We start from the raw sequence: 14,028 nt of genomic DNA, 5'->3' as shown, positions 1-14,028 counted from the left end.
GCTCATTCGGGCGGTGCTGGAACGTGGCTTCGCAAACTCCCCCCTATGACGGACCCGAACGGCGCGTGACGCAGCAGTTCCTGTGCGTCGGGGGCCTTGAGATACCTTACGTCTCCCGAGCCCGGGCGGTCGCGGCGATCGACCGGTCGCTCGAAGGAGCGGGCCAGATCCGCGTGGCGTTCGCGAACGCCAACACCATGCTGCAGGCGATGACCTCGACCGAGTACGCCCGCGCGTTCAACTCGTTCCTGGTCCTCAACGACGGCGTCGGGATCGACATCTGCTCGCGGCTCTTCAACGGCCGCCGGTTCGATGAAAACCTCAACGGCACCGACTTCACGCCGGCGCTGCTGCGCGAGAGCCGGCACGACTTCCGGATCTTTCTGCTCGGCGGCAAGCCCGGCGTCGCCGAGGACGCCGCCTCGAAATTCGCCGAGGCCCATCCGCGGCACAAGGTCGTGGGCGTCCACAACGGCTATTTCGAGGACGCCGACGCGCCGGACGTGATCGCGCGGATCAACGCCTCGAAGGCCGATCTGGTGCTCGTCGCGCTTGGCAACCCGCGCCAGGAGCAGTTCGTCGCGACCCATGCGCGCGACATCGAGGCGCCGGTCATCCTGATGGTCGGGGCGCTGTTCGATTTCGTCGCCGGCCGCGTCATCCGCGCGCCGCGGTTCGTTCGGGCCGCGCGCGCCGAATGGATGTTCCGCCTGCTGCAGGAGCCGCGTCGCCTCGGACGCCGCTACACGCTCGACGTGGTGCGGTTCCTGGCGCGCCTGCTCTGGATGAAGACCTCAAGGCGGCGTCGTCCGTCGTCGATCAAGCGGCGCCTGCGCCCCGAGAACTGAACCTGCGGCGCCTGCGCGTTTCTTGACGTCGACGCCCCCCGAAAGGGGCCCCACCGGAGATCACCGACCCGACCATGACCGACGCTTCGACGATACGAGACGGACGACTGCGCATCCTGATGGCCTGCGCGGCGTTTCCGCCTTTCATCGACGGCGGCGGGCCGATCTCGGCCATGATCGTGGCCAAGCTGCTGATCGCGGCCGGCCACGAGGTCGAGGTCGTCAACGTCTCGGGCGAGGACAGGCGCGAGGTCTTCGACGGCGTGCCGGTGCGGCGTCTCAAGAGCCTCAACGTCGACTGGAACTACCGCCTGCCGCGGCCGGCCTGGAAGAAGGCGCTGTGGCACGCGCTCGAGAACTTCAATCCGCGCGCCTTCCTCGTCATGCGCCGCGAGATCCGGCGGTTCCGGCCCGACGTGGTGCTGACGGATTCGATCGAGAACGTGAACGTCGCCACATGGGCCGCGGCGAAGTCCTGCGGGCTGCCGACCGTCCACATCCTGCGCTCGGCATTCCTGCTCTGCTGGAAGGCGAGCATGCGCAAGGGCGACGCCAATTGCGGGCGCGCCTGCGGCTCCTGCCAGGCGTCCTCGGTCGGCAAGAAGCTGTCGTCGCGCTTCGTCGACGCGGTGGTGGGCGAGACCGCGTTCATCGTCGGCCGCCATCTCGAGCACGGCTATTTTCCGAACGCCTCGACCCATGTGGTCCCCGGCGCGGTGCGGCCGGTCGACGGCGCCGCGCCACGGCCCGCGCCCCGGGGCCGGCCCGTGCGCTTCGGCTTCATCGGCGTGCATGATCCGGTGAAGGGGCTGGACACGCTCGCTGCCGCCGCCCGCAGGCTCGAGGCGCGCGACGACGTCGAGTTCGTGATCGCGGGCTCCGGCCCGCAGGACTACGCCGCGCGCCTGCGCGACGCCTTCCCGGCCAGGACGCGCTTCCTCGGCTGGACGCGTCCTGAGGACTTCTTCCCCGAGATCGACGTCCTCGTCGTGCCCTCGCTGTTCCGCGAGCCCTTCGGGCGCGTCGTGGTGGAGGCCTTCGCGCAAGGGACGCCGGTGATCGGCGCGCGCTCGGGCGGCATTCCGGAAAGCATCGAGGAGGGCGTCAGCGGCGCCATCGTCGAGCCCGGCGACGACGAAGGCCTCGCGGGCGCGATCGCGGCCCTCGCCGACGACAGGGACGAGATCGCGCGGCTCTCCGCCGGCGCCCTGCGCGCGGCCGCCCGCTATCGTCCCGAGGCGATCGCGGCGCGCTTCGACGCGGTCTTCGCATCGCTGAGGCCCGCCCCGACATCCGCGCGCCGCATCGACGCCGCGGAGGCGCGGGCATGATCGCGCTTCTCCGCTCGCCCCGCTTTCTCGAGCTGCGCCGCTTCGCCTCGGCGTTCACCTCGCGCTTCGGCTCGACCTTCCTCAGCTTCCTCGTGCTGCTGGTGGCGAGCCGCCTGCTCGCGATCGAGGAATACGGCCTTTACGTCTTCCTGTTCTCGATCGGCAGCGCGCTCGGGCTCATCGCCGTGCTCGGCCAGCAGATCCTCGTGGTGAAGCACTATCGCCGCGCCGCCGCCTCCGGCGATCCGCTGAACGACGCGATGCTGCTGTTCAACGCTCGCTGGCTCGTGCTCGGCTGCGGCGCGCTCCTCACCGCCGCGCTCGCGCTGTTCCTCCTCCGCGCAGAGCTGCCGCACCCTTACGATTATCTCTGGGTCGCGCTGCTGTTCGGCGCCGCCTTCGCGGTGAGCGAATATCTCCAGAGCTACTTCCGCATCCACGGCAGCATCAACCTGTCGCTCATTCCGCGCGAGATCGCCTGGCGGATCGCCTCGGCCGCGGGGCTTGCGGGCGCGGCCCTGCTCGGCGTCCCGACCGGCGGCGTCGCCGCCATGGCGATCGTGACCGTGCTGCTCGGCGCCGCGACCGCCTATCAGGCGGTCCACTTCCTGCGCGACGAAGGCCTCGACTGGCTCCGCAAGCCGTCGCCCGCGCCGGCCGAATGGCGCGCCGAGACCGGCTATTTCATCGCCAACAACGTGCTGAACTCCGCGCAGGCCTATCTCGAGACCATCGTGATCGGCGCGCTGATGGGGCTCGACAAGGCGGCGTTCTATTTCGTCGCCGTGCGCATCGCGATGCTGCTCACTCTGCCGGTCACCGCCATCGACACGGTCGGCATCCCGCTCATCGCCGAGCGCTTCCAGCGCGAGGACAAGAGCGGCGCGCAGCGGCTCATCGGCAAGCTCTCGTTCGGCGCCTTCTGCATCTCGATGTTCGGCGCGCTCTGCCTCGCGGTGCTCGCGCCCTTCGTGCTGACGCTGTTCAACGCCGAGTTCGCGCGCCACGCCGACGTGCTCGCGGTGCTGTGCGCGCTCGCGGTCAGCCAGGCGTTCTTCGGCCCGGGCTCCTGGCTTCTGATGATCGGCGGCGGCGAACGCTTCTTCCTGATCGCGCGGCTGGTCCTCTTCGTCCTCTATCTCGGGCTGCTCTACGTGATGGGCCAGGCCTTCGGGCTGATCGGGATCGCGGGCGCCGGGCTCATCTTCTCGATCGCCTCCAACTACGCCGCCGCCCGCTGGATCGCCTCGGTCTGGGGCATCGACAACATGGCCACCGCCTTCCTTCGCCCCTTCCTGCTCGGCGGCCGTCCGGGCGGGCAGACGACGCTCCGCGCGCGTCTGGAACCTGCGGAATGACCCGCTTTTCCGCCGCCTCACGCGAGACTTCACGATGATCGCCGCAGCAGCAGTCGCAGATCTTTCGCCGCCCGACACCGCGGCTTCGGCCCGCGCCCGGATCGCAGCGCTTGCGCGCGTCGGCCATGAAGCGGCGGGCGTGCACGCCTCCGCCCACGGCCAGCCGGTCGTGTTCGGCTCCACCATGGGCTTCCTCTATCCGGGGCGCGCTCCGGTCGCGGTGCTGATGGTCGGCGCCGTCGGCTATGAGGAGATGTGCGTGCGCACCACTTGGCGGGCGCTCGCGGAGGGGATCTCGGCCGCCGGCGCGCCGTGCCTGCGCTTCGACCTGCCGGGCGTCGGCGACGCGCTCGAACCGGCCGATCCGCAAGGGCTGGACGACTGGCGGGCGGCGGTCGTCGAGGCGGCCCGGTTCCTGCGCGCGGCTACCGGCCGCGAGCGCATCGCGGTGGTGGGGCAGGGCATGGGCGGCGCGCTGGCGGCGCTCGTCGCGCGCGATCTCGGGGCTGTCGAGGGCGTCGCCTTCATGGCGCCGGTGACGAGCGGCAAGATCTACGTGCGCGAGCTCTCGCTCTGGGGCGCGATGCTCACCGACCGGATCGGCATCGGCCCCGACCCGGACCATGCCGGCGGCTGCGTGGTCGGCGGGATCGCCATCGAGCCCGGCCGGCTTGCGGCCCTCAAGGCGGTCGATCTCCAGAAGCTCGAAACCGCGCCCGCGCCCCGCGCGCTGATGGTCGGCCGCGCCAACCACGGCGGCGACGAGCGCTTCGCGGAGCGCCTCGAAGCGCTCGGCTGCGCGGTCGAGCGCACGGTCTATGAGGGCTACGAGGTCATCGCGAGCGATCCGACCCAGGCGCGTCCGCATCCCGAACTCGTGGCCAAGGTCGCCGGCTGGCTCGCCTCGCTCGCGCCGGCCGCAGGGGCTGAGCCGACGCCCGAGCCCGTGGCCTTCCTTCCGACCGCCCTTGTGGGCGACGGCTTCCGCGAACGCCCGCTGCGCTTCGGCCCGGACGGACGGTTGTTCGGCGTGCTGTGCGAGCCCGAGACGCCGCGCGCCGGACCCGCGATCGTCTTCGCCAACGCCGGCCGCGACTATCATGTCGGCTGGGCGCGCACGACCATCGACCAGGCCCGCGCCTTCGCGCGGATGGGTCTCGCCTCGCTTCGCATCGACACCGCGGGCGTCGGCGACAGCCCGGCGACGCCGGGCTTTTCCGACGAGATCCTCTATTCCGACGAGCAGGTCACCGACACGGTGGCGGCCGTCGAGGAGCTTGCGCGGCAGGGCTACGACCGGGTCGGCCTCGTCGGCCGCTGCAGCGGCGCCTATGCGGTGTTCCACGCCGCCTGCCGCGACGCGCGCGTCACTGACCTAGTGATGATCAACACCGAGCGCTTCGTGTGGGATCCGCGCGAGAACATCCATGAGGCGCTGCGCTACGCCCACCGCTCGATCGGCGACTTCGGCGCGACGCTGTGGCGGCGCAACGGCCTCTCGCGGCTCCTGAAGGGCCAGCTCCGCGTCGTGCCGGCGGCCAAATACGTGATCCAGCGCATGATCCGCAAAGCCTCGGTGCGGCTCGCCCCGGTGCTCGGGGGGCTGACGCCGGAGGCCAAGATCTATCGCGAGGTGCATCGCCGCTTCCAGGCGCTCGCCGACCGCAAGACCAATGTCTGGATCGTCTATTCGGTCGGCGATCTCGGCCTGATCGAGCTCGACACCCATTTCGGGCGCGGCGGCCGGCGGCTCGCCGGCTATCCGAACGTGCGGCGCGCGATGGTCGAGGACGCCGACCACAACTTCACCCACAAGGGCGCGCGGGCGCGCCTGTTCAAGACGCTGTCGGACGTCTTCGTCAGGTGAGGATCCCGAAGCTCTCGGCGCTCGCGGCGGCGGCGGCGCTGAGCCTCGCCGCCGGCGTCGCTTCGGCCGAGCCGTGCCTGCGCGGCGTCAATGTCGCGGGCGCCGAGTTCGGGGATCTGCCGGGCAAGGCCGACAAGGACTACGCCTATCCGTCCGAAGAGGCGCTGAAGCGCATCGCCGCCGACGGCGCGACCGCGATCCGCCTGCCGTTCCGCTGGGAGCGGCTGCAGCCGAAGCTCGGACGCGCCTTCGACACGGCGGAGCTCGCGCGGCTTTCCGCAACGGTGGACGCAGCCGGTCGCGTCGGCCTGATCGTCATCCTCGATCCGCACAACTACGCCTATTACAACAAGGCGCGGATCGGGACGTCGGGCGCGAGCGTGTCCGGCTTCGCCGACTTCTGGGCGCGGCTCGCGGCCCGCTTCAAGACGCGCCCGACCGTCGTGTTCTCGCTGATGAACGAGCCCTACGACATTTCGGCGGCTGACTGGGCCAAGGCCTCCAACGCCGCCATCGAGGCGATCCGCAAGACGGGCGCGCTCAATTTCCTGATCGTGCCGGGCACGGCCTACACCGGCGCCCACAGCTGGGCGAGCGACCTCGCGACCGGCCGCAACGACCGCGAGATGCTGGCGGTCTCCGACCCGCTCGACCGCTTCGCCTTCGATTTCCACCAGTATCTCGACGCCGACTTCTCCGGCCGCTCGCCCGACTGTCCCGCGGCCGACCGCGCGATCCGCGCCATCGACGACGTCTCCGCCTGGCTGAAGGCGAACGGCAAGCGCGGCTTCCTGGGCGAGGTCGCGGCTTCGTCCCAGCCCCAATGCGTCGCGGCGTTCAAGACCATGATCAAGAAGCTCAACGACGCGCCCGATCTCTGGATCGGCTGGACCGCGTGGAGCGCCGGCGCCTGGTGGCCGCGCGACTACATGTTCAACCTCGAGCCGACGGCCGCCGGCGACGCGCCGCAATGGGCCGCGCTCAAACCTCTGCTGGCCGACGGCGCGGCCTGCGACCTCGCGGGGCGGCCGTGAACGCCGCGCCCCGTCCCGGCGGCTTCGAAGCGGACGCGCGCGCGAAACGGCTGTCGATCGTCCATGTGGTGCGGCAGTTCCACCCGAACCGCGGCGGCCTCGAGGACGTCGTGGCGAACCTCGCCCGCGAGCAGATCCGCCGCGGAGACGCCCCGCGGGTCGTGACGCTCGACCGGCTGTTCTCCGATCCGGCCGCGCGGCTGCCCGAGACCGACGCGCTCGACGGGATTCCGATCCGCCGCATTCCCTGGCGGGGCTCGAAGCGCTATCCGCTCGCGCCAGCCGTCTTCCGCCACCTCGCGGGCGCCGATCTCGTCCATGTCCACGCCGTCGACTTCTTCTTCGACGCGCTGGCGTTGGCCAAGCCCCTCCACCGGCTGCCGCTCGTCGCCACCACCCATGGCGGCTTCTTCCACACGGCGGATTTTTCGGGGCTGAAGCGCCTGTGGTTCAACGGGCCGACGCGCGCGACCGCGAACCTCTACGACGCGATCGCGGCCTGCAGCGAAAGCGACGCGGCGGCGTTCCGCACGATCGCGCCGTCGCGGACGAGCGTGGTGGAGAACGGGGCGAACGTCGCGAAATTCGCCGCCGCCTCGAGCGCCGCGCCGGTCCGCCGCGTGGTGACGCTCGGAAGGTTCTCGAAAAACAAGCGAATCGACCGGCTGGCGGCGGCGGTGGGCCTCCTCGCAAAACGCCACGCCGGATGGCGGCTCGACATCGTCGGCCAGCCCTCCGACTGGTCGGAGGAAGAGGTGCGCCGGATGGCGCAGGCCGCGGGTCTTGGCGAGGCGGCCACGATTCATGTCGGCCTGGAGAACGTTCAGGTCGCCGAGGTGATGCGCGGCGCCTCGATCTTCGCATCCGCCTCGGAATTCGAGGGGTTCGGCGTCGCGCTCGTGGAGGCGATGAGCGCGGGGCTCGCCCCGGTCGTCCAGCCGAACGCCGCCTTCGCCGGGCTCGCCCGCCGCCACCGCGACATCCGCCTCGCCGATTTCGCCGATCCGGAAGCCGCCGCCGACGCGATCGAGGCCGCCCACGCCGCGCTCGAAGCCGATGAGGCTCTAAGGACGAGGCTCCAGGCCGAGGCTCAGGGCTACGCCTGGGCGGCCGTCGCGGAACGCTACGACGAGGTCTATCGCGACGCGATCGCGCGCGCGGGACGCTGACCGTCCCGGCGCGCGCGAAGGCTCATTCCGCCGGGGCGAGCGCGCCGGTCGCGGGGGCCGGCTTCGACGCTTCCTTGCCCGCCGCCATCCGGCGGCAGACGACGTAGAACACCGGCGTGAAGATCAGGCCGAAGAACGTCACCCCGATCATCCCGTAGAACACCGAGGTGCCGAGCGCCTGACGCATCTCCGCGCCTGCGCCCGTCGCGATGGCGAGCGGCAGCACGCCGAGGATGAAGGCGAGCGAGGTCATCAGGATCGGGCGAAGGCGCTGCTTGGCCGCCATGATGGCGGCCCGCGCGCGCGGCTGGCCGCGCTCCTCGTTCTGCTTGGCGAACTCGACGATCAGGATCGCGTTCTTGGCCGCAAGGCCGATCAGCGCCACGAAGCCGGCCTGCGCCAGGATGTCGACCGGCATGCCGCGGATCTGCAGGCCTGTGGCGGCCGCGAGCAGACACATCGGCACGATCAGGATGATGGCGAGCGGCAGCGTCCAGCTTTCATACTGGCCGGCGAGCAGCAGGAAGACGAGCAGAACCGCGGCGCCGAACACCAGCATGCCGGCGTTGCCCGCGAGCTTCTCCTGGAGGCTGAGCTCGGTCCACTGGAAGCCGTAGCCGGGCGGAAGCGTCTCGGCCGCGACCCGCTCCATCGCCGCCATCGCCTGGCCGGAGGAGACGCCGGCCGCGGCCGATCCCTGGATCTCGGCGGCGGGGAAGAGGTTGTAGCGCGGCACGCGATAGGCGCCGGTGATCTCGCGGAACGAGGCGACGGAGGACAGCGGCACCATTTCACCGGAGTCGCTGCGCGTCTTGAAGCGGCCGATCGCCTCGAGGTCCTGGCGGTAGGGGCCGTCGGCCTGCGCGGCGACGCGGTAGGTGCGGCCGAGCATGTTGAAGTCGTTGATGTAGGCCGAACCGAGATAGACCTCGAGCGCCTCGAACACCCGGTCGGCCGGCACCCCGATCATCTCCGACTTCACGCGGTCGATGTCGGCGAAGACCTTCGGCGTGCCGGTGTTGAAGGGCGAGAACACGCGGGAAAGCTCGGGCTGGCGGTTCGCCGCAGCGACCAGCTGGTTGGCGACCCGGCCGATTTCTTCCGGAGTCGCGCCCGTCTGGTTGGTCAGCATCATCTTGAAGCCGCCGGTGTTGCCGATGCCGCGCACCGAGGGCGGCAGCACCGTCACGATCTGGGCGTCCTGGATCTCCGACAGGCGCTGGTTCACGGTCTCGACCATCGCCCGAAGCGACTGCTCGGGCTTTCCGGCGCGCTGGTCGTGCGGCTTCAGGATGGTGAAGACGCGGCCGACATTCGAGGCGTTGGTGCCGGTCGCGCCGTCGATGCCGCTCGACGAGACGAGCACCTGGATGCCCTCGACCCCTTTGAGCTTCTCGGTGATCTGCGCCACCACGGCGTCGGCGCGGTCGAGCGAGGCGCCGGGCGGCAGGCGGAAGATCGTGACGAGCTGCGCCTGGTCCTGCTCGGGGATGAAGCCGGTGGGCGAGCGCGCGATCTGGAAGCCCGCAAGGCCCACGAGCCCGACATAGACCAGCAAAGCGAGGCCCGTGACGCGCAGGATCCGGGCGGTCATCCGGCCGTAAGCCGCCGACATCCGGTCGAAGGCGCGGTTGAACAGGCCGAAGAACCAGTTGAGCGCGCGCATCGGCCAGAACCGGGCGGGCTTTTCGTGGTGGTCATGCGCCTTGAGCAGGATGGCGCAAAGCGCAGGACTGAGCGTCAGCGACACGAAGGCCGAGATCAGCGTCGCGACCGAGATCGTCACGGCGAACTGCTCGAAGAACCGCCCTGGAATGCCGGGCAGGAACGCGGCCGGCACGAACACCGCCATCAGCACCAGCGCGATCGCGATCAGCGCGACGCCGACCTCGTCCATGGTGACGTGGGCGGCCTCGCGCGGCGTCATGCCTTCGGCGAGGTTCCGCTCGACGTTCTCCACGACGATGATGGCGTCGTCGACCACGATGCCGATCGCGAGCACCAGGCCGAGCAGCGACAGCGTGTTGAGCGAATAGCCGAGCATCGCCATCACGGCGAAGGTGCCGACCAGCGACACCGGGATCGCGGCGATCGGCACGATGGCGGCGCGCCAGCGCTGCAGGAACAGGATGACGACCAGCGCGACCAGGATCACGGCCTCGATGATCGTCGTGTAGACCGCGTTGACCGAGGCGGCGACGAAGCGGGTCGGGTCGAAGTTGATCTGGTGCTCGACGCCCGGCGGGAAGCTCTTTGCGAGCTCCGCCATGGTCGAGCGCACCTCGTCGGCGGTGGCGAGCGCGTTGCCGCCCGGCAGCTGGAACACGCCGACGCCGACGCCTGCGAACTCGTTGATGAAGGTCTTGTCGGTGACCGTCTGGCTCGCGACCTCGACGCGGCCGATGTCGCGCACGCGCGTCACCCGGCCCTCTTCGGTCTTGAGCACGATCTCCTCGAACTGACGCGGCTCGGTCAGACGTCCGAGCGCCTCGACGTTGAGCTGGAAGGCGCGGCTCGAGGCGACCGGCGGCTGATTCACGACGCCGGCCGAGATCTGGACGTTCTGGGCCCTGAGCGCGGAGACGATTTCGCCGGCCGTGAGGTTGCGCTCGGCCGCCTTGTCGGGGTCGAGCCAGACCACCATGGAAAGGTCCTGCGCGCCGAGCATGCGCACGTCGCCGACGCCGTTGATGCGGGCGAGCACGTCGCGGATCGCGAGGTTCACGTAGTTCGAGATGTAGAGCTGGTCCCGGCTGTTGTCGGGCGAGCGCATATGCACCGCGAGCAGCAGGTCCGGCGAGGATTTGCGGACCGTCACGCCCTGGCGGGAGACGCTCTCCGGCAACCGCGGCAGGGCGAGCGAGAGCCGGTTCTGGACCAGCACCTGCGCCTTGTCGAGGTCGGTCCCGAGCTGGAACGTGACCGTGGTGGTGAGCTGGCCGTCGCCGGTCGACTGGGAGGACATGTAGAGCATGTCCTCGACGCCGTTGATCTGCTGTTCGATCGGCGTCGCGACCGTGTCGCTGACCACCTGCGCCGAAGCGCCGGGATAGTTGGCGCGGATCACCACCGTGGGCGGGACGATCTCGGGATATTGCGCGACCGGCAGCGAGAAGAAGCTCGCGGCTCCGAGCAGCGTGATGAGGATCGAGATGACCGCGGCGAAGATCGGCCGGTCGATGCAGAAATGGGCGAGCCGCATGGATGTCTCCCGTCAGCTCGCCGGAACGTCGTTTTGCTCGATCGATCCCGGTTGCGGGCGGACCGGCTGATTGGGCTTGGCCTGCATCAGCCCGTTGATCACGACGCGCTCGTTGGCCTTCAGGCCCTCGCGCACGATGATCAGCCCGCCGCGCTGCGCGGGGCCGAGCTTGATCTGGCGCTGACGCACGACGTTGCCGTCGTCCACCACGAGCGCGACCTTGTTGTACTGGTCGTTCATCACCGCGCTTTCGGGGATCAGCACCGCCTCGTAGGCGTCGCCGCGCGGCAGGCGGATGCGGCCGAACTGACCGGGCGTCAGCGCGCCGTCGGGGTTCGGGAAGGTGGCGCGCGCCCGGATGGTGCCGGAGCCGGGCCGCAGGCGGTTGTCGAGGAAGTCGAGCACGCCGGATTGCGTCCAGCTGGCCTCGCCGTCCTGGCGGGCGTCGACCTTCATGCCATGGCCGTCGCGGGCCGCCGAGCCCGGCGCGCGGCGGCGCGCCCGGAGGTCGCCCTCGGAGATGTCGAAGGTGAAGTAGAGATTGTCCTGCGCCACGACGTTGGTGAGCACCGTCGAGGCGCCGTCGCCGGTCACGAGGTTGCCGAGGTCGATGCGGCGGTTCGAGACGCGCCCGCGCAGCGGCGAGCGCACCTCGGTGAAGTCGAGGTCGAGCCGGGCGCGCTTCAGCGCGGCCTCTGCGGCGCGCAGGTTCGCGTCCGCCGCCTGGCGCTGCTGCACGCGCTGTTCGTGGGTCGCGACCGCGATGTTGGAGGAGCGCACGAGCTCCTGGCTGCGCTTGGCGTCGGCTTCGGCGAAGGTGAGCTGCGCCCGCGCGCCGGCGAGCGTCGCCTCGGCCTGGGCGAGCGCCGTCTCGTAAGGCCGCTGGTCGATGACGAACAGCGTTTGGCCGGCCTCGACCACCTGTCCGTCGGTGAAGTTGATCTCGGTGATGTAGCCGGAGACGCGCGGGCGGATCTCGACGGTCGCGGTCGGCTCGAACCGGCCGGTGAACTCGTCGTAGTCGACGAGCTTCTGCACGAGCGGGGCCGCGACCGTCACCGCCGGAGGCGGCGCGGCGGGCGTCTGCGCGGTGGAGGGGACGACGTTGCGGCTGTAGAAGAACGCGCCGGCGCCCGCGACGAGCGCGACCGCTGTGAAGACGCCGATCGGGCCTCTGGCTCGCATGTCGCGCTTCTCCCGTCGACCGTGGCTTACATCGTGCGGCGTCGGTTTTTGCCGCATTGCAGCATGGTAGTGCGCTGCGCCGCCCGCGCCGCTCACAATGTCGTCGACGCCTGAGGGCCGGGCGTCGATCGACGGCGGAGCGGCCCCTCGTCGGCGCGCCTACGTCCTTGGTCTAGCCGAAGCCTGTCGCAGGACTCTCCCGGGAGAGCGTCCCGAACGTCGCGAGTTGTATCAGGCGGGCCGGGCGCGACAGTTTGATACAATTTCGGCGAGCGCTGGCGCTTCGGGGACCCAGCCGTGCGCCGCGCCGACCCTATCGGCCGGCGTCGGACGACCCGTCCGGCAGGTTGACCGCCTGGACCTGCTTGTCGCTTAGGATCGCGACGACGAAACCGCCGGGCTTCGCGCCAGTGAGCGGCACGCTGAGGCGTTGCGCTTTCTTGAGTTCGTCGACGGGCGCGAAAGCGGGTCCCGGGCGCCCGTCCCTCAGACGGGGAAAGACGCGGCCCTGAAAGCCCTGCCCGTCCTGGGCAACGGATCTGGGACGGCGCCGCCAGGCGGCGGCGCGAGACGTTAGCCGGGCGCGCTCGCCCGGTCCGCCGCCGCCTCGACCACCAGCTCGATGAGCGTCGAGGCGGGCCCGCCGTCCGTCAGCGCGTCGCAGACGACGCCGAGCTCGCGATGGCGGGGCGAAGGGCCGACGGCGACGACGCGCACGCCCGGCGGGGGCGGCGGACCGAAGGGCGAGACAGGCGCCAGCGCGACCCCGACGCCGACCGCCACCATGGCGGCGATGGCCGGCAGCTCGTCGAGCTCCGCGGCTTCGGACGGTTCGAGCCCCTCGACCCGGAGCAGTGCGTCGACCTGACGGCCGCCAAAGGAGGTCCGATCGTAGCGCACGAAGGGCTGAGACCGGACCAGCGCGCGCCAGTCATCCCCTTCCACCGCTTGCGGGACCAGCAGCGCGATGGGTTCGCGCACGGCCGTGCGCCAGGCGAAGCGCGGCGGCAGATCAAACGGCGGTCGGACGATCACGGCCATGTCGAGGTCGCCTGCGTCGAGCTGGTCGAGCAGATGCAGCGAGACCCCGGGCACCACGCGCACATGGGTTTTTGGCCGCAGCGCGCGAAACCGGCCGAGCGCGGCCGCGAGCAGCGTCGCCTGAACGGAGGCGATCGCTCCCACCCTCAGGCGGGCCTCGGCTTCCGAACCTTCGGGCGCGCCAAGCCCGTCCACCAGCTCGATGATCCTGCGGGCGCGATCGACCGTTCGAAGCCCGGCGGCGTTGAGGCGCGCCGAGCGGCCGGTGCGCTCGAAGAGCTCGAAGCCGAGGCGCTCCTCGAGGCGCTTGACGTGTCCGCTGACCGCCGCCTGGGTGAGGCCGATCCGCTCGCCCGCGCCGGTGAACGTGCCATGGCGTGCGACGGCGACAAGCGTCCTCAGCTCTGCGATCATGACATCAATAATGAAATGCGATGCTCAGCATCGTCAATCTCAGTTTAACATCGCAGATCGTGATTGATAGGTGAGAGACGTCAAAGGAGACCCACGATGTCCCAGCCGCAGGCCGCGATCCCGCCCTTCCACCTCGCTTTTCCGGTCCATGACCTCGCGCTCGCCCGCGCGTTCTACGGCGAGCTGCTCGGCTGCCCGGAGGGCCGCAGCTCGGACCAGTGGATCGACTTCAACTTTTACGGCCACCAGATCGTCGCGCATCTCTCGCCAGAGGAGACCGGCTCCGCTGCGACCAGCAAGGTCGACGGCCATGGCGTGCCGACCCGTCATTTCGGCGCGGTGCTGCCGATGGAGGAGTGGAAGGCGATGGCCGAGAAGCTCAAGGCGGCGGGCGTCGGCTTCGTGATCGAGCCCTATGTGCGCTTCGCCGGGCAGCCGGGCGAGCAGGCCACCATGTTCTTCCTCGATCCGAGCCAGAACGCGATCGAGCTCAAGGCCTTCGCCGACATGAGCAAGCTGTTCGCGAAGTAAGGCGAGGGCGGCCGGGTCGAGACCGGCCCGGCCGCCGTCTTTTCTTCA

At 70.3% G+C, this 14,028-nt stretch carries 10 protein-coding genes; 7 read left to right on the top strand and 3 right to left on the bottom strand.

Annotated features, from left to right (window positions below; genetic code table 11):
* Positions 1-65 precede the first annotated feature (65 nt).
* From ACFOWB_RS23720 to ACFOWB_RS23695, 6 genes are all read left to right on the top strand, one after another.
* Positions 66-848, top strand: a complete 783-nt coding sequence (locus ACFOWB_RS23720; protein ID WP_378149752.1) for a WecB/TagA/CpsF family glycosyltransferase — start codon at positions 66-68, stop codon at positions 846-848.
* Between the two features lie 74 nt (positions 849-922).
* Positions 923-2,179, top strand: a complete 1,257-nt coding sequence (locus tag ACFOWB_RS23715) for a glycosyltransferase (RefSeq protein WP_378149750.1) — start codon at positions 923-925, stop codon at positions 2,177-2,179.
* Complete coding sequence (locus tag ACFOWB_RS23710; RefSeq protein ID WP_261404779.1) at positions 2,176-3,537, top strand: lipopolysaccharide biosynthesis protein; 1,362 nt, start codon at positions 2,176-2,178, stop codon at positions 3,535-3,537. The genes ACFOWB_RS23715 and ACFOWB_RS23710 overlap by 4 nt, the downstream gene beginning before the upstream one ends.
* A gap of 34 nt (positions 3,538-3,571) precedes the next feature.
* Positions 3,572-5,404 (top strand): alpha/beta hydrolase family protein, encoded by a 1,833-nt coding sequence (locus ACFOWB_RS23705; protein WP_261404778.1) that lies wholly within the window; start codon positions 3,572-3,574, stop codon positions 5,402-5,404.
* Positions 5,401-6,438 (top strand): glycoside hydrolase family 5 protein, encoded by a 1,038-nt coding sequence (locus ACFOWB_RS23700; protein ID WP_261404777.1) that lies wholly within the window; start codon positions 5,401-5,403, stop codon positions 6,436-6,438. Before ACFOWB_RS23705 ends, ACFOWB_RS23700 begins: the two co-directional genes overlap by 4 nt.
* Entirely contained in the window at positions 6,435-7,607 is a 1,173-nt protein-coding gene (locus ACFOWB_RS23695) for a glycosyltransferase family 4 protein (RefSeq protein ID WP_378149747.1), read from the top strand. The genes ACFOWB_RS23700 and ACFOWB_RS23695 overlap by 4 nt, the downstream gene beginning before the upstream one ends.
* A 22-nt stretch (positions 7,608-7,629) precedes the next feature.
* On the opposite strand, the gene ACFOWB_RS23690 is transcribed toward ACFOWB_RS23695, so the two are convergent.
* The 3 genes from ACFOWB_RS23690 to ACFOWB_RS23680 form a co-directional block, all read right to left on the bottom strand.
* A complete protein-coding gene (locus tag ACFOWB_RS23690; RefSeq protein WP_378149745.1) occupies positions 7,630-10,809 on the bottom strand; it encodes an efflux RND transporter permease subunit in 3,180 nt (1,059 codons plus the stop codon).
* A 12-nt stretch (positions 10,810-10,821) separates the two neighbouring features.
* On the bottom strand, positions 10,822-11,994 hold the full coding sequence (locus ACFOWB_RS23685; protein ID WP_261404776.1) for an efflux RND transporter periplasmic adaptor subunit: 1,173 nt from the start codon (positions 11,992-11,994) through the stop codon (positions 10,822-10,824).
* 573 nt (positions 11,995-12,567) lie between these two features.
* Positions 12,568-13,449 (bottom strand): LysR family transcriptional regulator, encoded by an 882-nt coding sequence (locus ACFOWB_RS23680; protein ID WP_261404775.1) that lies wholly within the window; start codon positions 13,447-13,449, stop codon positions 12,568-12,570.
* A 96-nt stretch (positions 13,450-13,545) separates the two neighbouring features.
* On the opposite strand from ACFOWB_RS23680, the gene ACFOWB_RS23675 reads away from it, so the two are divergent.
* Positions 13,546-13,980, top strand: coding sequence for a VOC family protein (locus ACFOWB_RS23675; RefSeq protein ID WP_261404774.1), 435 nt, complete (start codon positions 13,546-13,548; stop codon positions 13,978-13,980).
* The last annotated feature ends 48 nt before the right edge of the window (positions 13,981-14,028 follow it).

It is taken from the genome of Chenggangzhangella methanolivorans (assembly GCF_042648545.1).
Lineage (GTDB): Bacteria > Pseudomonadota > Alphaproteobacteria > Rhizobiales > Methylopilaceae > Methylopila > Methylopila methanolivorans.
This window is presented reverse-complemented; position numbering and strand designations above follow the sequence as displayed.

What these genes read in the sequence shown, in the direction of transcription:
- ACFOWB_RS23715 (WP_378149750.1), top strand. Translation starts at nt 923, where the DNA reads ATGACCGACGCTTCGACGATACGAGACGGACGACTGCGCATCCTGATG.
- ACFOWB_RS23710 (WP_261404779.1), top strand. Translation starts at nt 2,176, where the DNA reads ATGATCGCGCTTCTCCGCTCGCCCCGCTTTCTCGAGCTGCGCCGCTTC.
- ACFOWB_RS23705 (WP_261404778.1), top strand. Translation starts at nt 3,572, where the DNA reads ATGATCGCCGCAGCAGCAGTCGCAGATCTTTCGCCGCCCGACACCGCG.
- ACFOWB_RS23690 (WP_378149745.1), bottom strand. Translation starts at nt 10,809, where the DNA reads ATGCGGCTCGCCCATTTCTGCATCGACCGGCCGATCTTCGCCGCGGTC.
- ACFOWB_RS23685 (WP_261404776.1), bottom strand. Translation starts at nt 11,994, where the DNA reads ATGCGAGCCAGAGGCCCGATCGGCGTCTTCACAGCGGTCGCGCTCGTC.
- ACFOWB_RS23680 (WP_261404775.1), bottom strand. Translation starts at nt 13,449, where the DNA reads ATGATCGCAGAGCTGAGGACGCTTGTCGCCGTCGCACGCCATGGCACG.
- ACFOWB_RS23675 (WP_261404774.1), top strand. Translation starts at nt 13,546, where the DNA reads ATGTCCCAGCCGCAGGCCGCGATCCCGCCCTTCCACCTCGCTTTTCCG.